16 protein-coding genes are annotated in these 18,458 nt (G+C 69.8%); 6 read left to right on the top strand and 10 right to left on the bottom strand.

From position 1 onward, the window contains the following. Positions 1-144: 144 nt before the first annotated feature. Both ABH926_RS17950 and ABH926_RS17945 read left to right on the top strand, forming a co-directional pair. Positions 145-669 carry a TrmH family RNA methyltransferase gene (locus tag ABH926_RS17950; protein ID WP_370366791.1) on the top strand — a complete coding sequence of 175 codons (525 nt, stop codon included), beginning with the start codon at positions 145-147 and terminating at the stop codon, positions 667-669. A gap of 92 nt (positions 670-761) precedes the next feature. Continuing rightward, entirely contained in the window at positions 762-1,784 is a 1,023-nt protein-coding gene (locus ABH926_RS17945; RefSeq protein WP_370366790.1) for a CapA family protein, read from the top strand. 79 nt (positions 1,785-1,863) lie between these two features. On the opposite strand, the gene ABH926_RS17940 is transcribed toward ABH926_RS17945, so the two are convergent. Further along, complete coding sequence (locus ABH926_RS17940) at positions 1,864-4,878, bottom strand: discoidin domain-containing protein (RefSeq protein WP_370366789.1); 3,015 nt, start codon at positions 4,876-4,878, stop codon at positions 1,864-1,866. A gap of 243 nt (positions 4,879-5,121) precedes the next feature. On the opposite strand from ABH926_RS17940, the gene ABH926_RS17935 reads away from it, so the two are divergent. From ABH926_RS17935 to ABH926_RS17925, 3 genes are all read left to right on the top strand, one after another. Then, a complete protein-coding gene (locus ABH926_RS17935) occupies positions 5,122-7,386 on the top strand; it encodes a discoidin domain-containing protein (protein ID WP_370366788.1) in 2,265 nt (754 codons plus the stop codon). Between the two features lie 107 nt (positions 7,387-7,493). After that, complete coding sequence (locus tag ABH926_RS17930) at positions 7,494-8,477, top strand: Gfo/Idh/MocA family protein (protein WP_370366787.1); 984 nt, start codon at positions 7,494-7,496, stop codon at positions 8,475-8,477. Between the two features lie 82 nt (positions 8,478-8,559). Further along, complete coding sequence (locus tag ABH926_RS17925; protein ID WP_370366786.1) at positions 8,560-9,180, top strand: histidine phosphatase family protein; 621 nt, start codon at positions 8,560-8,562, stop codon at positions 9,178-9,180. Here ABH926_RS17925 and ABH926_RS17920 read toward each other — a convergent pair. After that, positions 9,155-10,207 (bottom strand): zinc-binding dehydrogenase, encoded by a 1,053-nt coding sequence (locus ABH926_RS17920; RefSeq protein ID WP_370366785.1) that lies wholly within the window; start codon positions 10,205-10,207, stop codon positions 9,155-9,157. The genes ABH926_RS17925 and ABH926_RS17920 overlap by 26 nt on opposite strands. Before the next feature lie 68 nt (positions 10,208-10,275). On the opposite strand from ABH926_RS17920, the gene ABH926_RS17915 reads away from it, so the two are divergent. Next, on the top strand, positions 10,276-11,055 hold the full coding sequence (locus tag ABH926_RS17915) for a helix-turn-helix transcriptional regulator (protein WP_370366784.1): 780 nt from the start codon (positions 10,276-10,278) through the stop codon (positions 11,053-11,055). A gap of 62 nt (positions 11,056-11,117) precedes the next feature. Here ABH926_RS17915 and ABH926_RS17910 read toward each other — a convergent pair whose 3' ends face one another. The 8 genes from ABH926_RS17910 to ABH926_RS17875 all read right to left on the bottom strand — a co-directional run bounded on the left by ABH926_RS17910 (position 11,118) and on the right by ABH926_RS17875 (position 18,301). Then, positions 11,118-12,218 carry a hypothetical protein gene (locus ABH926_RS17910; RefSeq protein ID WP_370366783.1) on the bottom strand — a complete coding sequence of 367 codons (1,101 nt, stop codon included), beginning with the start codon at positions 12,216-12,218 and terminating at the stop codon, positions 11,118-11,120. Between the two features lie 310 nt (positions 12,219-12,528). After that, positions 12,529-13,443 carry a TauD/TfdA dioxygenase family protein gene (locus tag ABH926_RS17905; RefSeq protein ID WP_370366782.1) on the bottom strand — a complete coding sequence of 305 codons (915 nt, stop codon included), beginning with the start codon at positions 13,441-13,443 and terminating at the stop codon, positions 12,529-12,531. A gap of 14 nt (positions 13,444-13,457) precedes the next feature. Continuing rightward, positions 13,458-14,822 (bottom strand): LLM class flavin-dependent oxidoreductase, encoded by a 1,365-nt coding sequence (locus tag ABH926_RS17900; protein ID WP_370366781.1) that lies wholly within the window; start codon positions 14,820-14,822, stop codon positions 13,458-13,460. A gap of 20 nt (positions 14,823-14,842) precedes the next feature. Next, complete coding sequence (locus tag ABH926_RS17895; RefSeq protein WP_370366780.1) at positions 14,843-15,679, bottom strand: ABC transporter permease; 837 nt, start codon at positions 15,677-15,679, stop codon at positions 14,843-14,845. Further along, a complete protein-coding gene (locus ABH926_RS17890) occupies positions 15,672-16,496 on the bottom strand; it encodes an ABC transporter ATP-binding protein (RefSeq protein ID WP_370366779.1) in 825 nt (274 codons plus the stop codon). Before ABH926_RS17890 ends, ABH926_RS17895 begins: the two co-directional genes overlap by 8 nt. A 1-nt stretch (position 16,497) precedes the next feature. Further along, the gene (locus ABH926_RS17885; protein WP_370366778.1) at positions 16,498-17,532 is read right to left on the bottom strand and encodes an ABC transporter substrate-binding protein; all 1,035 of its coding nucleotides are present in this window, start codon (positions 17,530-17,532) and stop codon (positions 16,498-16,500) included. Beyond that, positions 17,529-18,092: an NADPH-dependent FMN reductase gene (ssuE, locus tag ABH926_RS17880; protein WP_370366777.1), complete on the bottom strand. Its 564-nt coding sequence runs from the start codon at positions 18,090-18,092 to the stop codon at positions 17,529-17,531. Before ssuE ends, ABH926_RS17885 begins: the two co-directional genes overlap by 4 nt. Positions 18,093-18,217: 125 nt before the next feature. Continuing rightward, the gene (locus ABH926_RS17875) at positions 18,218-18,301 is read right to left on the bottom strand and encodes a putative leader peptide (protein ID WP_143765908.1); all 84 of its coding nucleotides are present in this window, start codon (positions 18,299-18,301) and stop codon (positions 18,218-18,220) included. Positions 18,302-18,458: the final 157 nt, after the last annotated feature.

Below are 18,458 nucleotides of genomic sequence, written 5' to 3'. Positions count from 1 at the left end.
TGGATGCGACACGAACGCCGCCCCGCCAGGCGGGGTGGCGTCATTCCCCGTCGATGGCCCGGGCGCGCCGCGAAGCGCCACCAGCGAAATGAAGACCTCGATGACCCCGATGATCTCTCTGCCGGAGCCGCAGAAGCCCACCTGGTGACCGCGTCCGCCGTGCGGGTGAAGTCCCCCCGCGATCTGCGCACCGAACGCCGCCGCCGCTCCCACAGCTGCTGGGACCACCTCATCGCCGCACCCCTGTGGCCCATGCACGAGGCCAACCTCGGCACCCTGCTGCGCACCTGCGACGCGGTCGGGGCGTGCCTGGCCGTGCCGAGGCTGCGGTGGGTGCCCGAGGCCCTGGCGCGCGGCAACACCCTGCGAAAACCCGCGTGCGTGCACTGGACCGGCGACCAGCTCACCTGGCTGACCCGGCAGCAGGCGCGCGAGGACACCAGCGTCGTCGGCGCCGAACTCGCCGACGAGGCGGTCCGCCTCGCCGACCTGCCGGCCGCACGCAACCGCACCGTCCTTGTACTCGGGCACGAGCGCGACGGCATCCCGCCGGAGGCCGTGGAGCTGCTGGACGTGGCGGTCGAGATCCCGATGATCGGGACCGGGGCCAGCCTCAACGTCGCGGTGGCCGGTTCGCTGGTGCTGTATCGGCTGGCGGGGCTGCTGTGACGTGAGGCGGCCCTGGTCGGCGCGGTTCGTCCGAGGAATCGCCGATCACGAGTTCGAGAGCTGGCCGAGCACCCCTGCGATAGCGTCATGTCATGTCGCAGATCTTGATGCTGGCCGGTGACGTCAACCTGCAGGAACGCGCCGATCCCGCGTCCGCCTTCACACACGTGCTGGACCTGTTGGCACCCGCCGATGTGCGGTTCGTCAACCTCGAAGGCGTGTTGTGCGGCCCCGGAAGCGACCCGCAGGCCCCTGACATCGCGCACAAGCCGAACTGGCGCCACTCCGCGCCGGAGATGGTCAAAGGTCTGGTCGCAGCCGGTATCGACGCGGTCAGCGTGGCCAACAACGTCACCTTCCCGCCGCCGGCGATGCTGGAAGGCCTCGCCACGCTCGACAGCGCCGGCATCGCGCACTGCGGTGCCGGCACCGACCTCCACGACGCGCACAAGCCCGTCGTGCTCGAACGCGACGGCACCCGGTTCGGGTTCCTGGCCTACACCTCCATCTGCTGGCCGTTCGGGATGGCCGCCGGGATCCACACCGCCGGCGTGGCGAGCCTGCGCGCCTCGACGTCCTACGTGCCCGACCTGCGGTCGGCCGAGGTTCCCGGCCGGGCGCCCCGCGTCCTGACCGAACCGATCCCCCACGAGCTGGCCACCATGGTGCGGGACGTGGAGGCGCTGCGGGCTCGATGCGACGTCCTGGTCCTGTCCTGCCACTGGGGCGTGGCCGGCGACGCCGTGTGCGACTATCAGCAGGCGATCGGCCGCGCTGCCGTCGACGCGGGTGCGGACCTGGTCATGGGCCACGGTCCTCACACCCTTCAGGGCGTCGAGCTGTACCGCGGCCGGCCGATCTTCTACAGCCTCGGGAACTTCGTCTTCGACTGGCCCGCGATGGCCGGCCGCCATCTCGACGGCCTCGTCCTGCGCTGCCATGTCGATGACCGCCGTCTGCGAGGCGTCGAGCTCCATCCGGTCCGCCGCGGCCAGGACAACGACGTGCGGCCGCTCACCGGTGACGAGGCCACAGCCGTCCTGGCTCGAGTCGCCGCGCTGTCGGCGCCGTTCGGCTCCTCCGCACTCGCCGACGGACTCGTGACCATCGGCTGAGACAGACGACAAGTGCCTGGCCGCAGGCAACCACCCGCGGCCAGGCACCTCATACTCCGTGAATCCATGGCGGACTAGATCAGGCGTAGACGCCGAACTCGTAGAGCGAATAGCCGTACGTAGTCCCGCGCGCCGTGCCGTACATGCGCACGTAGCGGCCGGTCCCCGAGACGTCGAACGTCTCGACGCCGCCCGCGCCGGTCGTGGTGCTGTAGACCGTGGTCCAGTTCGTCCCGTCGTTCGACACCTGGATCTGGTAGGCCTTGGCGTACGCCGACTCCCACCCCAGCTGGATGTGCTTGATCGCGGTGCTCTGGCCGAGGTCGACCTGGATCCACTGCGGATCGCTCCAGTCACTGGCCCAGCGCGTGGTCCAGTTGCCGTCGGTGGCGTTGCCCGCGACGTAGGTCTGGCCATTGGCCGCGGCCTGGAACGAGGACGCCGTGGTCGGCTTGCCGAGCGCCACGTTGGTGCCGGCCACCGGTGGCGCGACCACGCGGAACGACTCGGACTGGATGCCGACCCCGCCGTGCTGGTCGTAGACGTACACGTACACCTTCCACACACCGAGCGTCTGCGGGGCGGTGATGGTGAACGCGCCGGGACCGGTCTGGGTGTAGCTGGACGGGGACTGCAACGCAGTGGCGCTGTTCACGTACTTGCTCGACAGCGCCACGTTGTAGCTCAGGGCGTCCCCGGTCGGGTTGTTCGCCGCGACGTTCACGGTGAACTGGCCGCCGGCCGGCACGCTCGCGGTGTTGCTCAGCGTCATCGACGTGATCTCGGGCGGCGTGTTCGTCTGCGCCTGTCCGGTGAACGCTTGTTTGACCGCGTAGTACGACAGCCGCCGCCAGCCGCCGGTGAGCAGGTTGAACCAGACGCCGCCGAAGTCGTTCTCCACGCCGTAGTTGAACAGCGTGCCGCCGAAGGAGACCCCGGGATGCCCGGCGATGCAGTTCCACGCGCTGGTGTAGCCGTCGCGCTGCTGCTGGTCGGTGGGCTCGTTCGGCACACCGTTGGCGTCGTTGGGCACCTCCCACTCGCCGGGGTCGCCGGACTCGGTGACGATGTACGGCTTCGTGTACCCGCCGTTGACCCAGTCGGTGTTCACGTTGCACACCGAGCCGTAGGAGTTCACGGCCAGCAGGTCCAGGCTCGGCGTGTACTGCTTGTAGTACGGCCAGGCGCCGGTCCAGGCGTCCGTCGAGGTGACCGGGTGGTTGGGGTCGATGGCGTGGATCGCCTCGGTGACCTGCTCCACGTACTGCGCGTAGGCGACGCGCTCCTGTTCGACCGTGGCGCCGTTGGGATAGGTGTAGTTCTGCGAGGTGAGGATGACCTCGTTCCCCACGTCCCACATCAGCGTGGCTGGATGGTCCTTGTACTGTGTGACGAACTGTTTGATGGTGTTCAGGGTGTTGGTCTTGTAGGTCGTGTCGTTGAGATAGTCAGCTCCCTGATTCAACCAGAAGCCGTTGACGACCCTGATGCCCCGGGCCGCCGCCGCGTCCAGCAGCGGTTGGGAGGTGGCGTCCGTGCCCCAGGTCCGGATGGTGTTGACACCCATCGAGGCAGCGTCGGCGAGGTAGCCGTCGCCGGCCTGGTTGCCCGGGCCCCAGGTCACACCCTTGACCTGGTACGGCGCACCGTTCACGGTCAGAGCCCAGTTCCCCTGGCTGCCGGTGACCTTCACGACGTTGGACCCGGTCGCTGCGGGTGGCGGCTGCAGCGGAGTCGGGGCCGGGCCGGTGGTGGTGTAGACGGCGACCGGTCCGACGCTCAGCTGGCCGCCGGAGGTGGTCGCCGCGGTCGGGGACGTGCAGCCGCAGTCGGCGTTCGGCCAGGAGCCGCCGATCGCCAGGTCCAGGATCAGGAAGAAACCGTGGTCCACCGCGTTCTGCCACGTCGTGACACCCACCTGGCTTTCGCTGACGGTCCAGGTGACCTGGCCGTCCACCGAGAAGCGGATCTGCTCGTCGGACTGCGTCCGGTCGATGACCTCGGTGTAGGTGTGGTACCCGCTCAGGCAGCCGGTGCAGGTGCGCAGACCACTGCCACGGCCGCTGTACTCGTTGCACGGACCGTTCGGCGCGACGCCGCAGTGCAGGCCCGAGGACGTGGTCGCATGGCCGTTGACGTTCTCCATGATGTCGGTCTCGCCGATGGCCGGCCACGTGCCCGCCCCGGTCCGCGAACCGCTGCCCAGTGCCCAGAACGCGGGCCAGTAGCCGGCCGGGTTGGCGACGTTCGGCTGCTTGATGCTCGCGGTGACCTCCAACATGCCGCCGGCCGGTGCGGCGAAGTCCGAGCGCTGGGTCTCGATGCGTCCCGAGGTCCAGTTCCCGGAGCCGTCTTCGAGGGCGGTGATGTTCAGGTGGCCGTTGCCGTCCACGGAAACGTTTGCGGTCGACGACGACGCCGACTCCACCTCACCGGTGCCCCAGTCCGCCGGACCGCCCGCGGAGTTGTGGCCGGTGTCCTCGATCCAGTTGGCCGAGGAAGGGGCCGTGCCGGAGGTACCACCGAAGGTGTCCTGCCAGACCAGGTTCCAGTTCGGCGGCGGCGGGGTGCCGCCACCACCGCCGTAGACGCTGAACTCCCACAGCGAGTAGCCGTAGCCGGTATTGCGCGCCGTGCCGTACATACGGATGTAACGACCAGAGCCGGACACGTTCAACGTCTCGGTGCCGCCGGGGCCGGTGGTCGTGGAGTAGATCGTGGTCCAGTTCGTGGCGTCGTTCGAGGTCTGGATCTGGTAGGCCTTGCCCGAGGCGGTCTCCCAGTTCAGGACGACTTCACAGATGTTCTGGGTGCCGCCCAGGTCCACCTGGAGCCACTGGGGGTCGGAGAACTGCGACGACCAGCGCGTGCCGGTGTTGCCGTCCACGGCGGCGGAAGTGGGGAAGGCCCCACTTTCCACCGACGACGCTGTCGCGGTCTTGTTCAAGGCCAGATTCGTGCCGGTGTCGCAGCCGGCCGCCCGGGCCCGCCCCGCCCCCAGCGACGGTACGGACAGGACGGCCAGCATCATGGCCAGGACCAGCAATAATGCCGACGATCTGTATCTCCGTGAAAATCTTCGTGCGGGGATCATGACCCTCCTACGCGGGTGGCTGCGGTGCGGTGAACCGTGCGGGGAGGGCGCCCCTTCGGTCCTGAATCGTCAGCCCTCTGCTGGTGGGTGTCAAGGGGGAACCGGTTCCGGAACTGGTTTCGGTAGCGGTTCCGAAACCAGTTCCGGAACCGGCTCCGTATTGACAGTAGGTAACGCGTGCGCCACTTTTAGGACCCGAGGGCGCTCTCTTCGGTTCGCAAACCCCACGCCTTGGAGAGCACATTGAGTAGCACTCAGGCCCGGCCACGGGCCGCATTGTTCGTTGTACTCGCGCTGCTGCTGGCGGCGTTGTCCGTGCCGTCGTTCGGCGCACGGCCGGCGGCGGCGTCCAGTTGCGACACCGGCACGAATCTGGCCTTGAACAAGACCGCGACAGCGTCGTCGGTGGAAAGTGGGGCCTTCCCCACTTCCGCCGCCGTGGACGGCAACACCGGCACGCGCTGGTCGTCGCAGTTCTCCGACCCCCAGTGGCTCCAGGTGGACCTGGGCGGCACCCAGAACATCTGTGAAGTCGTCCTGAACTGGGAGACCGCCTCGGGCAAGGCCTACCAGATCCAGACCTCGAACGACGCGACGAACTGGACCACGATCTACTCCACGACGTCGGGTCCGGGCGGTAACGAAACGCTCACCGTGTCCGGCTCCGGTCGTTACATCCGGATGTACGGCACCGCACGTAACACGGGCTACGGCTACTCCCTGTGGGAGTTCGACGTCTACGGTGGTAGCAACGGAGGAGGCGGCACTCCCCCGCCCCCGACCGGCGGCTCCCTGGGCTCCAACGTGATCGTGTTCAACCCGTCGATGTCCCAGTCCTCGATCCAGTCCCAGCTGAACGCGATCTCCAACCAGCAGGTCCCCAGCGAGTTCGGGACCGGCCGGTACGAACTGCTGTTCCAGCCCGGGACGTACGGTTCGGCGGCCAGCCCGCTGATCTTCACGGTCGGCTTCTACGAGGCCGTCGCCGGGCTCGGGCAGAACCCCGGCGACGTCGTCATCAACGGCACCGTCGACTCCTACAACCAGTGCTCCGGCAGCACCTGCAACGCCACCACGAACTTCTGGCGGTCGCTGACCAACCTGACGATCAACGTCATGGGCATGTCCGGGTGCCAGAACGGTGACGACTTCTGGGCGGTGTCGCAGGCCGCTCCGATGCGCCGGGTGCACATCAACGGCAACGTGAGCCTGATGGACTACTGCGTGGGCGGCCCCGGCTACGCCAGCGGCGGCTTCATCGCCGACTCGCAGTTCACCGGCGGCACCGTCACCAACGGCTCCCAGCAGCAGTACATCACCCGGAACTCCGCCCTGGACGGCTGGAGCAACGGGGTCTGGAACCAGGTGTTCTGCGGCGACCCGGGCGCGCCGGCGCAGAGCTTCGCGTCCAACTCCGGCCTGTCCGGCGGTCCGAACCCGTACACCACGCTCGGGTCCTGCCCGGTCACGCGCGAGGCGCCGTACTTGTACCAGGACTCCGGCGGGAACTACAACGTGTTCGTGCCCTCGCTGGCGACGAACTCCAACGGCCCCACCTGGACCAGCGGCCAGACCCCGGGCAAGTCGCTGTCACTGAACACGTTCTTCGTAGTGCAGCCCTCGGCCACCGCGGCCCAGATCAACGCGGCCCTGGGCGCCGGCGACAACCTGCTGTTCACGCCGGGTGTCTACAGCATCCCGTCGACCATCACCGTGACCCACCCGGACACCCAGATCGTCGGCCTGGGCTTCGCCACGCTGGTCCCGTCCGGAGGTAACACGACGCTGAGCATCGCGGACGTGAGCGGCGTGACCGTCAGCGGCCTGATCTTCGACGCCGGGACGACCACCTCGCCGGCGCTCCTGCAGGTCGGCACCGCGGGCTCCACGACGCGCCACAACACCGACCCGGTGACCCTGGACGACGTGTTCTTCCGCGTCGGCGGGGCGACCGCGGGCTCGGTCACCACACCGTTGATCGACGACAGCAACGACTCGCTGCTGGACGACGTCTGGATCTGGCGCGCGGACCACGGCGCGGGTGCCGGCACGTGGACCGGCGACCAGAGCCCGACCGGCCTGATCGTGAACGGGAACAACGTCACGTCCTACGGCCTGGCGGTCGAGCACTTCCAGCAGAACGAGGTCGACTGGAACGGCCAGAACGGCACCGTGATCTTCTTCCAGAACGAGAACCCCTACGAGGTGCCCAACCAGGCCTCGTGGATGGCCTCCGCGTCGCAGAAGGGGTACCCGGCGCTGTACATCCCGAACTCGGTGTCCTCCTTCCAGGGCTACGGCTTGGGCAGCTACAGCTACTTCGACCAGGGGGTGGACATCCACAACGCGATGGCGTTCCAGGTGCCGCAGACCTCCGGGGTGCAGCTGCACGACCTGCTGAGCGTGTTCCTGAACGGCTCCGGCGGCATCGACTCGGTCGTCAACGGGACCGGGAAGGCGGTGAGCTCGGCGTTCGGCGGCCCTTCGGACATCGTCAGCTACCCGTGACGTCCGTGACGTCCGTGACGTCCTTCGACGGGCAGTGAGTCCGGAGCCGGCTTTCCGAGATCTGATCGTCTCGGGGGCCGGCTCCGGCACGCGGCTATGCTGACGCGGTGACGCAGAACAAGATCCGTTGGGGCATCCTGGCGACCGGCGGTATCGCCGCCACCTTCACCGCCGACCTGCAGACTCTCGACGACGCCGAAGTCGTGGCAGTCGGGTCGCGGACGCTTGGCGCGGCGCAAGCCTTCGCCGACCGCCACGGCATCCCCCGCGCCCACGGCTCCTGGGCCGAGCTGGCCGCGGACCCCGAGGTCGACATCGTCTACGTCGCCACCCCGCACTCGGCGCACCACGCGGCGGCCGCCCTGTGCCTGGACGCCGGCAAGGCCGTGCTGTGCGAGAAGCCGCTCACCCTGGACGCCGCGCAGGCCGAGGACCTGTGCCGCCGCGCCGAGGCCGCGGGCGTCTTCTTCATGGAGGCGATGTGGACGCGCACCGTCCCGGCCGTCCTGCGCATGGTCGAGATGGTCCGCGCCGGCGCCATCGGCGAGCCGCGCCTGGTCACCTCCGACTTCTCGGTCAGCTTCACCGGCGGCCCCGAGCACCGCATGCGCAACCCCGAACTCGGCGGCGGCGCGCTGCTGGACCTCGGCGTCTACCCGCTGGCGATCGCCCAGCTGGTCTTCGGCGCCCCGAGCGCCGTGCAGGCCGTCGGCACGCTGACCCCGGAGGGCGTCGACGACACGACCGCCGTCACGCTGGTCCACCCCGGCGGCGGCATCGCGGCCCTGACCTGCTCGATCTCGGCCGACGGCACCTGGAGCGCGACCATCGCCGGCACCGAGGGCCGCATCGAGTTCGGACGCGGGTTCACCTCCCCGACCGGGTTCTCGGTGTACCGCGGAAACGAGCTCTCACAACGGATCCAGGAGCCGTATCTAGCTCGGGGCATGGTCCATGAGGCGATCGAAGCCCAGCGCTGCCTGCGCGCCGGGCTCCGGGAGAGCCCGCTGGCCCCGTGGTCGGAGACGCTCGCGGTGATGCGGACGATGGACGCGGTGCGGGCTCAGATCGGCGTCAGCTACCCGGCCTAGTGCGCCGGTTAGTGCTCCAGTTGTCGTACGTGGCCGGAAAAGCCGTGGACGAGCGCTGCTCGTACGCGGAACAGTCGCCGGCATGTACGTCTACCTCATCCAGCACGCCGAGAAGCTACGGGAGCCGGGCGACCCCGGAATCACAGAGCTCGGACGTGCCCATGCCGCGCTCACCGGAGTGTGGGCGCGGCGGACCGGCATACGCCGGGTCTATTGCAGCCCGCTGCGACGCTCGCGCCAGACCGCACAGCTCATCGCCGACGCCGTCGCCGTTCAGCCGATCCAGGACCGACGCGCCATCGAACGCATGAACTGGGACGGCACGATGCCGTTCGCGGACTTCGGCGCCGAATGGGCCAGGACGGTCGAGGACCGCGCATACGTCCCCTCCATCGGCGACTCCTCGCACGCCGCAGCCGACCGGTTGCTCGCGCTGGTCCGCGAGGTCGGCGAGGTCGGCGAGGCCGGCGCCCCCGCCGAGAGCCTCGGCGCCGACGGCCCCGCCGCCATCGTCACCCATGGCGGCGTGACCGTGGACCTGCTGCGCACCCTGCTGGGCGACGCGGCGATCAGCGGCAGCCTTCTCACGACGGGAGTACCGTCCTGCGCGATCACCACGCTCAACGGCACGACGGCCGAGTCAGTGGCGTCGGTCGAGCACCTGACTGGCGTCGTTCCTACGGGACCAGCGTCACAAAGCTGAGCCCTGACGTGCGCTCGGCCAGGTCCAGGGCCGCTGCCGGATCGTCCAGGCCGACCGTCAACGGCTCGAGCACGGACAGGTCCAGCAGCCCGGAGCGGATCAGGTTCCAGACCGTGGCCACCGTCTCGTCGTCGGCCATCCACGAGCCGCGCAGCGTGATCCGGCGATGCATCAGGTCCCCGTACGGGATGGTGAGGTTCTGGCGCACCCCGCCGATCAACACCATGGTGCCGCGCACGCGCAGGCTGTCATAGGCCGCCATGGTCGCATCCGCCGTCGGCGTGGCGCCAAGGGCGTCCAGGGCCACGTCCACCGGACCGATCCCCGCCGCGTCCTTCGCCCGGTCGCCGGTCAGCCGGTGGACGCGCACCCGCGGACCGAGCCCGGCCAGCCGCTCCAGCGCCTCCTGGTTGCGGCCCACTGCCGTCACCGTCGCCGCGCCCTGAGCCAGCGCCACCAGCACCGCCGCGCCGCCGAGTTGGCCGGTGGCGCCGACCACCGCGACGTCGCGGCCGGTCAGCGGGCCCGCGGCGCGCAGTCCGCCGGCGGCGATGCTCAGCCACGGCAGGAAGGACAGGCGGGCCGGGTCCGGATGATCCTGCGCCCCGGGCAGCTTGACCAGCGTCTCCTTGGCGCACAGCGCCTGCTCGGCGAAGACGCCGTCGTGCCACACCTCCCGCATCCGGTCGGTGCGCCCGCTGCCGGCCCCGGAGCCGCCGAGGCCGACCCAGCCCACCAGGATCTCGTCGCCGTCGCCCGCGTCGAGCAGCGCCGTGTCCACCACGATGTCGCCCGGCGCGAGGTGGAAGACGTCGGGCGCGACGTCGATGACCCGCCCGATGCAGGCCACGCCCAGGGTCAGGGGGACTGGCAGTCCGCCGCGGTTCCCGCTCACCACGGCCTTCGTGTACTCCGGGATATGTGCGGCGAGTACCTCCACCAGTACGCCGCCGCCCTGAAGCGTGGGCCCGGGAACGTCCGACAGGCGCAGGTCATCGTCTTGAGAAGCAATAGTCCAAGCTCGCATGAGACAAGCCTGGCGGCACGCTACGGTGGTATCCAGAATCGCTTTATTCTGGTATCGGAGGTTCTAGGATGGGCGTCGAGCTGGGCGCGTTCCTGCGCAGCCGCCGGGAGCGCACGGACCCGGCGCGGGCGGGCCTGCCGATCACCGGACGCCGCCGGACGCCCGGGCTGCGCCGCGAGGAATTGGCCCTGCTGGCCGGTATCAGCGCGACCTGGCTCACGTATCTCGAGCAGGGCCGGGACGTGCGCCCCTCAGCCCAGGTGCTCGACGCCCTGGCCCGCGCGCTGCACATGACCAGCGCCGAGCAGGAGCACATGCACCGCCTGGCCGCCGAAGGGGCCGCATCCGATCAGGGCGTTCCCGACCCGGACGCCTTCGAGCAGGCCGCGCCGGAGGTGGCGGGCGTCCCGGCCCTGCTCGGCGCCAATCCGGCGTACGTCACAGGGCTCTGCTATGACGTCCTGGCGCTCAACGACGCAGCCGCGGAACTGTTCGAGGGCATGAAGCCCGACGGCAACGTCGTGCTCTGGATGTTCACCGAGCCCGCCGCCCGCGAGGTGCTGTTCGACTGGGAGCCCGAGGCCCGCCACATCCTGGCCCGGCTGCGCGCGATCGCCGGGCGTCACCCCGACCACCCGCGCGTCACCCGCCTCGTCGCCGACCTGACGGAGGCGAGCCCCGAGATGCGGCAGTGGTGGCCGCTGTACGACATCCAGTTCAGCCGCGCGGGCCACAAGCGCGTCCGGCATCCGCGGCTCGGCGTGATCACCATGGCGCACACCGCGTTCCATGTCGCCGAGCGGCCGGAGCAGACGCTGGTGGTCTATCGGCTGCCGGGCGCGGAATAACGGGGCCCTGCGATGACCGGGCCCCGCGACGACCGCGGGACCCGGCTTTCCATCAGTACCGGTCAGCTCACCGTCGCGTGCGTCAGCGCGCAGCTGTTGGTGTCGTTGGACCAGCTCCCCTGTTCGGTGTACGTGCCGTTCCCCATCGGCACGTTGCCCGCGCCGCCGGTCACGCCCTTGAGCCAGGCGCACTCGTCAGCGTTCTCCTGGCCGCTCGAGGTGTTCGTCCAGCCGCCGGGCGGGTTCTGGTCGGTGATGGTCTCGGAGTACTCGTGGCCCAGGGTCATGGTCCAACCGTCGAGGGTGCCGGTGCTGCCGGAGTTCAGGAAGTTCACGCCGCAGCCGGCGCCGGAGTCCATGTTGTAGGGCTGGTTGGAGAAGGCGAAGTCGCCGACGTCGGAGGTGACGGCGCCGCCGGTCAGGGTGCTGTCACCGTTGTAGTCGTGCCAGGCGCAGTAGGCACCCTGGTAGCTGTCGGGGTTGGTGCCGTGCGGGGACAGGATCACGTAGTACGCGTGCCGGTTCGAAGCGGCGGTGGTGTTGCCGAAGTGGTGGGCCGCAGCCAGTGCCTCGGTGCCGAGCTGGTGGCCCGACGCGGTCTGCGGGGAGGCCGCGGAGTTGTCGTACCAGACGCCGGCCAGCACGCCCGCACCGCCGCTCGGGTAGGGCACGTGCGCCGCGCCGGACGGGCAGCTGGTGGCGCCCTTGGCGACCAGCGGGCCGTCACAGTACTGCGTCATGGTCCCGGACCACTGCTCGCCGCCGGTGCCGATGCCCTTGAACATCATCTGCGCGGTCGGCGCGCCGGCGTCGGGGTCGTTGCCGAAGGTCAGGTTGCCCTTGGAGTCAGTGCCCTGCGTCCCCCACTGGTTCCCGTAGAACACGAGGTAGACCTGGGGCTGGCCGTCCATCACGCCGATGCCGTCTATACCGCCGCCGTAGGAGAGCGTCTTGGAGCCGTGCCGCGTGGCCGCGCGCGCCGCCTGCGCGTCGGCGACGTCCGGCATGTAGCCGTGGCCGCGGTTGGCGTGCGCCGCGGCCGAGGCCGAGGCGGCCGGCGCGGCGGAGGCGGTGTCGGTGGCCACCGCCGAACCGAGAGCCAGCAGAGAAGAGCCGACGACGGCTGCGGCAACCCGGCGCCGCTGAGACGAACCGTGGAACATGTGCTTCCTTCCGATGTGGGGGAAACGCGCCGGCGCGCGGGGTCGCGACCGGCGTTCCGTACCGGACGTGCGGTTCGGCGCGCGCGGGATCGCCGCGGCACGCCGAAACACTGCGTCCGTCGTTCAAGGCGGTGGTGGCATCACGGGCGGCCGAGGCCGGGGGGCCGAAGAGATCGTCGCCGCCCGTGATGCGGGAAACTAGCAACAGTTGACGTTGACGTCAACGGATGGTGACAAGGCAATGTCCGTCTGCGGCCGGCCGGCGCCCCCACGCGTCCGGCCGGCCGCTTTCAGCGCCCCGCTGGCCGGCTCAGGACGCGGCCGCCGGGGTGTAGTGCGCCGCCTCGTCGCCCTCCAGGATGCGGCTGGACGAGCCGTCCACGCCGATCGGCACGTCGCCGGCCACGGTGACGCGGTTCAGGCGCCGCGGCAGCGAGTCGTAGTCGTCCGGCGCGTAGTGCTGGGTGATGCGGTTGTCGAAGACCACGACGTCGCCCGGGTTCCACTGCACGCGCAGCACGTTCTCCGGCCGCGTGACGTAGGCCTGGAGCAGGCGCAGGATGTCCTTCGACTCGGTGGTGCCCAGCCCCTCGATGCTCTGTGCGAACGCCCCGATGAACAGGCCGCGCTCGCCGGTCTCCGGGTGCACGCGGACCACCGGATGCGCGGTGCGGTACTTCGTGGAGACGAACACGTCGCGGTACTGCTGCCGGCGCTCGTCGTCGTCCTTCGCCTGCGGGCCGGCGTAGTCGTAGTCGTTGGTGTGCACGGCCCACAGCGTGTCGGCCAGGTCGCGCAGCGGCTTGGGCAGGTCGCGGTAGGCGCCCGCGGTGTTGGCGATCAGGGTGTTGCCGCCGTAGGGCGGGATCACGATGCCGCGCAGCGTCGAGGCCTTGGGCGGCGACTGCACGAACGTGACGTCCGTGTGCCACACGTTCGCCGCTCCGCGCTCGCTGTCCACCGGCAGGATCCGCGGCTGCTCGGCGATGCCGGGGACGGTCGGGTGCGCGGTGGTGAGGGCGCCGAACTGCGAGGCGAAGCGGATCTGACCTTCGTCGTCAAGGCTCTGATTACGGAACACCAGGGCCTTGTGCTCCAGCAGCGCGCCCTTGACCTCCTTCAGGATGCCCTCGGCGATGTCGCCGGCCAGGTCGACGCCGGTGATCTCGGCGCCGATCCGGCCTCCTATGCGGCGGATGTCGAAGTCGGACGGGGTGGTTGTCATCGCGGATCTTCCCTTCAGTGCTGAGAGGCGGAAACGAGCAGGCGTTCGGCAGCTTCGGTGAACTGGTCGGCCGGCCGCGACAGCCCGTAGTGCTCGCGCAGCGTGGTGCCGCTGTATTCGGTGCGGAACAGCCCGCGGCGCTGGAGTTCGGGCACGACGTGGTCGACGAAGTCCTCCAGTCCGGTCGGCAGGATCGGCGGCATGATGTTGAAGCCGTCAGCGGCCCCGGCGCGGAACCAGGACTCGAGCGCGTCGGCGATCTGCTCGGGCGTCCCGGTCACCACGCGGTGCCCGCGGCCGCCGCCGAGTCGCGCGATGATCTGCCGGATGGTCAGCCGCTCCCGGACCAGTTCGGCGACCAGGGTGAAGCGGCTCTTGTTGCCGTTGACCTGATCCTCGGTGGGCAGGGCCGCCTCGGGCAGCGGCTCGTCCAGGCGGTATCCGGCCAGGTCGACGTTCAGCATGTTCGAGAGCTGACCCAGGCCGTAGTCGATGACCTGGAGCTCGGTGAGCTCGTCCTCCAGCGCGCGGGCCGCGGCCTCGGTGGCGCCGATGATCGGGCAGATGCCCGGCAGGATCACCGGCAGGCCCTCGCGGCCGTGGGCGGCGGCGCGCGCCTTGACGTCCGCGGCGAAGCGCTGTGCCTCGGCCAGGGTCTGCTGCGCGGTGAAGACGGCCTCGGCGTAGCGGGCCGCGAATTCCTTGCCGTCCTCGGAGGATCCGGCCTGGACCAGCAGCGGCCAGCCCTGCGGCGAGCGCTGGACGTTGAGCGGCCCGCGCACCTTGAAGAACAAGCCTTCGTGGTCGATCTCGCGCAGCCGCTCGGGGTCGGCGTACACGCCGGCGGCCTTGTCGAGCACCACCGCGTCGTCGGCCCAGCTGTCCCACAGCCGGGTGGCGACGTCCAGGAACTCCGCGGCGCGCTCGTAGCGGACGGCATGGTCGATGTGCTCGTCCAGGTTGAAGTTGTTGGCCTCGTTGACGCTGCCGGAGGTGACGATGTTCCAGCCGGCCCGGCCCCCGGAGACGTGGTCGAGCGAGGCGAAGCGACGGGCCAGGTGGAAGGGCTCGTTGAAGGTGGTGGAGGCGGTGGCGATCAGGCCGATGTGCCGGGTGGCCACGGCGATCGCCGGGAGCACGGTCAGCGGCTCCAGTCCGCCGGAGACGTTGCCCCCGGCCCGGCCGCCCCACAGCGCCAGGCCGTCGGCGAAGAAGATCGAGTCGAACTTGCCGCGCTCGGCGGTCTGCGCGAGCTGCTGGAAGTAGGTGATGTCGGTGACCCGGTGCGGCTGGCTGGCCGGGTGGCGCCAGGCGGCGTCGTGGTGGCCGGGGGCCATGAGGAAGGCGTTCAGGTGCAGGTGGCGTTTGTCGGCGGTCATGTCAGTCCTCGGATAGGGGGTCAGGCGCCGGTCGCCGGGCGCCAGCGCGTCAGCCGGCGCTCCAGCAGCACCAGCAGGTGGTTGAAGACCAGCCCGAGCACCGCGATGGCGATGATCGCGGCGTACATGTCGGGGATGGCGAAGTTCTGCTGCGAGGCGTTGACCAGGTAGCCCAGGCCCGCCTTGGCGCCGACCATCTCGGCGGCGACCAGGACCAGGATCGAGGACGCCCCGGCCAGCCGGATGCCGGTGAACACGGTCGGCATGCAGGCCGGCAGGATCACCTTGGCGAACAATCGGTGCGCCGGCAGCGCCATCGAGCGCGCCGACTTGACCAGGACCGGATCGACGTCGCGCACGCCGCTGATCGTGTTCAGCAGGATGGGCCAGGTGCAGGCGTAGACCACGATGGCGATCTTCGAGGTCTCGCCGATGCCCAGCAGCAGGATGAACACCGGCAGCAGGGCCAGGGCCGCGGTGTTGCGGAACAGCTCCAGCAGCGGCCCGAGGATCTCGGCGACCGGCCGGTACCAGCCGATCAGCAGCCCGAGCGGCACGCCGACACCGATCGCGATGAGGAAGCCGGACAGCGAGCGGACCAGGCTGGCCCGGGTGTTGTCCCACAGCTGGCCGTCCTTCGCCAGCTCTATCAGGGCTTTGACGGCCTCGGAGAACGGCACCAGGAAGGTGCGGTCCACCAGGCCCACGCGCGGCGCGACCTCCCACAGCACCAGGAACGCGGCGATGGCGACGGTGCGCTTGCCCAGGGCCGCGAGCCCGGAGGCCGCCTTGGTCAGCGGCGCCGGCACCGTCCGCTTGAGCAGCTGGACGGTCGGCGTGAACGGTATCTCAGCCAACGGAAACGACCTCCCTGACGGCGGTGACCTCGTCGCGCAGCAGACTCCAGACCCGGTGGCGGTGGGCGGCGAACTCCGGGCTGGAGCGCACGTCGTCCTCGGCTCCCCGGTCCCCCAGGCGGACATCGACGATCTCCTTGATCCGCCCGGGCCGCGAGGTCATCACCGCGACCCGCTGCCCGAGATAGACCGCCTCGTCGATGCCGTGGGTGATGAACACGATCGTGGTGCCGGTCTTGTGCCAGATCCGCAGCAGCTCCTCCTGGAGCCCGTCGCGGGTCTGGGCGTCCAGGGCCGCGAACGGCTCGTCCATCAGCAGCACGGCCGGGTCGGCGACCAACGCCCGGGCGATCGCGACGCGCTGGCGCATGCCGCCGGACAGCTCGTGCGGGTAGCGGTCCTCGAACCCTGACAAGCCGACCAGGTCCAGGTACTCCCGGGCGCGCTCGGCCCGGTTCCTGCGGTTGAGCCGGTCCGGGCGCGGCTGCGCCTCCAGGGCGAACTCGACGTTGCGCAGCGCGGTGCGCCACGGCAGCAGCGCGTACTGCTGGAAGACGATGCCGCGGTCCAGGGCGGGCCCGGCCACCGGCGCGCCGTCCAGCAGGATCCGGCCGGTGCCGGGCTTGGTCAGGCCGCTGATGAGGTCCAGCAGCGTCGACTTCCCGCAGCCGCTGGGGCCCACCACGACCAGGAACTCCCCCGGCGCCACGTGCAGCGTGACGTCGTCCAGCGCGGTGAACGTCTCGCCGCCGCGCACCTCGAAGGTCTTGCTGACGGCCTCGATGCGGATCTTCTCCGCGGTACCGGTCGCGGCCATCTCAGCTCCCCGCCTTCGCGAAGGAGTTGTACTTGTTGGTGTAGACGTCGGCCGCCTTGACCTTGCCCTTGGGGATCTGGCCCTGCTGTTCCAGCCAGGTGATCCAGGTGGCGAACTCCTTCTCGGCGATGACGCCGCCGGTGCCGGCGATCCCGAAGGATTTGAAGTACTTCAGGGTCGAGGCGTCCTCGTTCCGCCCACGCTTCTTGATGATCGCGGTGAAGCGGTCGACGACCTCCGGCAGCGGCGTGGTGCGCGCCCACTCGATCGCCTTGCCGACTCCGGAGGTGAACGCGTGGACGGTGTCAGGGTTCTTCGCCAGGAAGTCGTTGCGGAACACATAGGTTCCGGCGCTGAACGTGCCGAGCAGGTCGTAGTCGGTGAACAGGGCCTTGATTCCGCCGTCGGCGAGGGCCTTGTCGCGCAGGATGCCGCCGAGTGTGGCGACGTCGATCTGGTGCGCGCGCAGCGACTGTTCGGTGTTGACCGGCGGCACCACCAGCGGCTCGACCTTCTTGACGTCGCCGGCGGAGACGCCGTTGCGACCGAGGTAGATGTCCAGGACCGCCTCGAGGTGCGCGCCGAGAGTGTTCATCCCGACCTTCTTGCCGAACAGACCCTGCGCGGAGGTGATCGAGCTGTCGTTCAGGGTGTAGAAGCCGTTGTAGGAGTACTGGTCGACGCCGTAGTAGCTGATGACGGCGGTGATCGGGGCGCCTGCGGAATGGAGCTTGGCGACCGCGCCGTTGAACGCCCCGCCGAAGTCGGTCTGGCCGGTGGCCGCCGACTGGATGTCCTGGGGCCCGCTGATCGTGTTGCCGACCCAGTCCAGCGTGACAGGACCCAGATATCCCAGATCGGCGGCCAGTTCGGGCGGCGTGATGGAGCCGGCCGAGCCCTGGTAGCGCAATCGGGTGGTCTTCTTGGCCGACCCGCCGGAGGACGAGCCGCATCCGGCGGCCAGCGCGGCGGTCCCGATCAGGCCGAGGAACCCGCGTCTGGTGGGGGCGGACGGGACCGTGGTCAGGACGCTCATCGCCCGACCGCCGCCAGCTCGCGGACCCCGTAGAGGCCGAGGGCGTCGGAGAAGCGCTCCAAGGTGTCGGTCAGGCGCCGGTCGGCCTCCGGGGCCAGGTGTGCGTCCCCTGATTCGCCGCGGACGATGTCGGAGTCCAGCAGGAACCTGCCCGGCACGACGTGGTCGGCGCCCAGCGCGGTGAGCACCGGACGCAGCGCGTAGTCGATGGCCAGCAGGTGCCCGACGGTGCCGCCGGTGGCCACCGGCAGGACGACCTTGCCGGCCAGCGCGTTCTCCGGCAGCAGGTCCAGGAACGCCTTCAGGACGCCGGTGTAGGAGGCCTTGTGGATGGGCGTGGCGATGATGACGCCGTCGGCCTGGGCGACGGCGGCTATCGCCTCGCGCACGGCCAGGGTGGCGCGCGTGCCGGCGAGCAGGTCGGCCGGCGGCAGGTCGCGGACGGCCAGGTGCGTGGTCTTGTGGCCGTGCGAGGCCAGCCACGCCGAAGCGTGGTCCAGGGCCGCGGCCGTCCGGGAAGTCGGCGACGGGCTGCCGGAGACAGCCAGGATCGAGGGCATGGTGAAGCTCCTAGAAAAGGACGAGAAAAAGCGGGAACACTAAAGCCGTTCAGCAAAGCGCTCACACAAGAGAAGGGCACGCCGAAGCGGCGGCGCGAGCCGTACAGAAATAGCCGGGGCGCGGGCTACGGGACGTCAGGACAGATGGCGCTCGCGGTCCGTCGCAGATCGACGTGACGGCGAGCCACAAGAAGTCGGCCCTGGTTCATAGCATGAGAATGACAGCGGAACTGCACCTCCGTCAATGGATGTTCCGGCGGTCTCGCATCCCGGAAGTCCGCCGCCTGTCATTCGAGAACGCTTGAGACGGCACAAAAAAGCGTCGGACCCCGATGTATTCATCGGGGTCCGACGCGAGTGTCGGAC

The sequence above is a fragment of the Catenulispora sp. GP43 genome, from assembly GCF_041260665.1.
Classification (GTDB): Bacteria; Actinomycetota; Actinomycetes; order Streptomycetales; family Catenulisporaceae; genus Catenulispora.
This window is presented reverse-complemented; position numbering and strand designations above follow the sequence as displayed.

What these genes read in the sequence shown, in the direction of transcription:
- ABH926_RS17945 (WP_370366790.1), top strand. Translation starts at nt 762, where the DNA reads ATGTCGCAGATCTTGATGCTGGCCGGTGACGTCAACCTGCAGGAACGC.
- ABH926_RS17940 (WP_370366789.1), bottom strand. Translation starts at nt 4,878, where the DNA reads ATGATCCCCGCACGAAGATTTTCACGGAGATACAGATCGTCGGCATTA.
- ABH926_RS17925 (WP_370366786.1), top strand. Translation starts at nt 8,560, where the DNA reads ATGTACGTCTACCTCATCCAGCACGCCGAGAAGCTACGGGAGCCGGGC.
- ABH926_RS17920 (WP_370366785.1), bottom strand. Translation starts at nt 10,207, where the DNA reads ATGCGAGCTTGGACTATTGCTTCTCAAGACGATGACCTGCGCCTGTCG.
- ABH926_RS17915 (WP_370366784.1), top strand. Translation starts at nt 10,276, where the DNA reads ATGGGCGTCGAGCTGGGCGCGTTCCTGCGCAGCCGCCGGGAGCGCACG.
- ABH926_RS17910 (WP_370366783.1), bottom strand. Translation starts at nt 12,218, where the DNA reads ATGTTCCACGGTTCGTCTCAGCGGCGCCGGGTTGCCGCAGCCGTCGTC.
- ABH926_RS17905 (WP_370366782.1), bottom strand. Translation starts at nt 13,443, where the DNA reads ATGACAACCACCCCGTCCGACTTCGACATCCGCCGCATAGGAGGCCGG.
- ABH926_RS17900 (WP_370366781.1), bottom strand. Translation starts at nt 14,822, where the DNA reads ATGACCGCCGACAAACGCCACCTGCACCTGAACGCCTTCCTCATGGCC.
- ABH926_RS17890 (WP_370366779.1), bottom strand. Translation starts at nt 16,496, where the DNA reads ATGGCCGCGACCGGTACCGCGGAGAAGATCCGCATCGAGGCCGTCAGC.
- ABH926_RS17885 (WP_370366778.1), bottom strand. Translation starts at nt 17,532, where the DNA reads ATGAGCGTCCTGACCACGGTCCCGTCCGCCCCCACCAGACGCGGGTTC.
- ssuE (WP_370366777.1), bottom strand. Translation starts at nt 18,092, where the DNA reads ATGCCCTCGATCCTGGCTGTCTCCGGCAGCCCGTCGCCGACTTCCCGG.
- ABH926_RS17875 (WP_143765908.1), bottom strand. Translation starts at nt 18,301, where the DNA reads ATGAACCAGGGCCGACTTCTTGTGGCTCGCCGTCACGTCGATCTGCGA.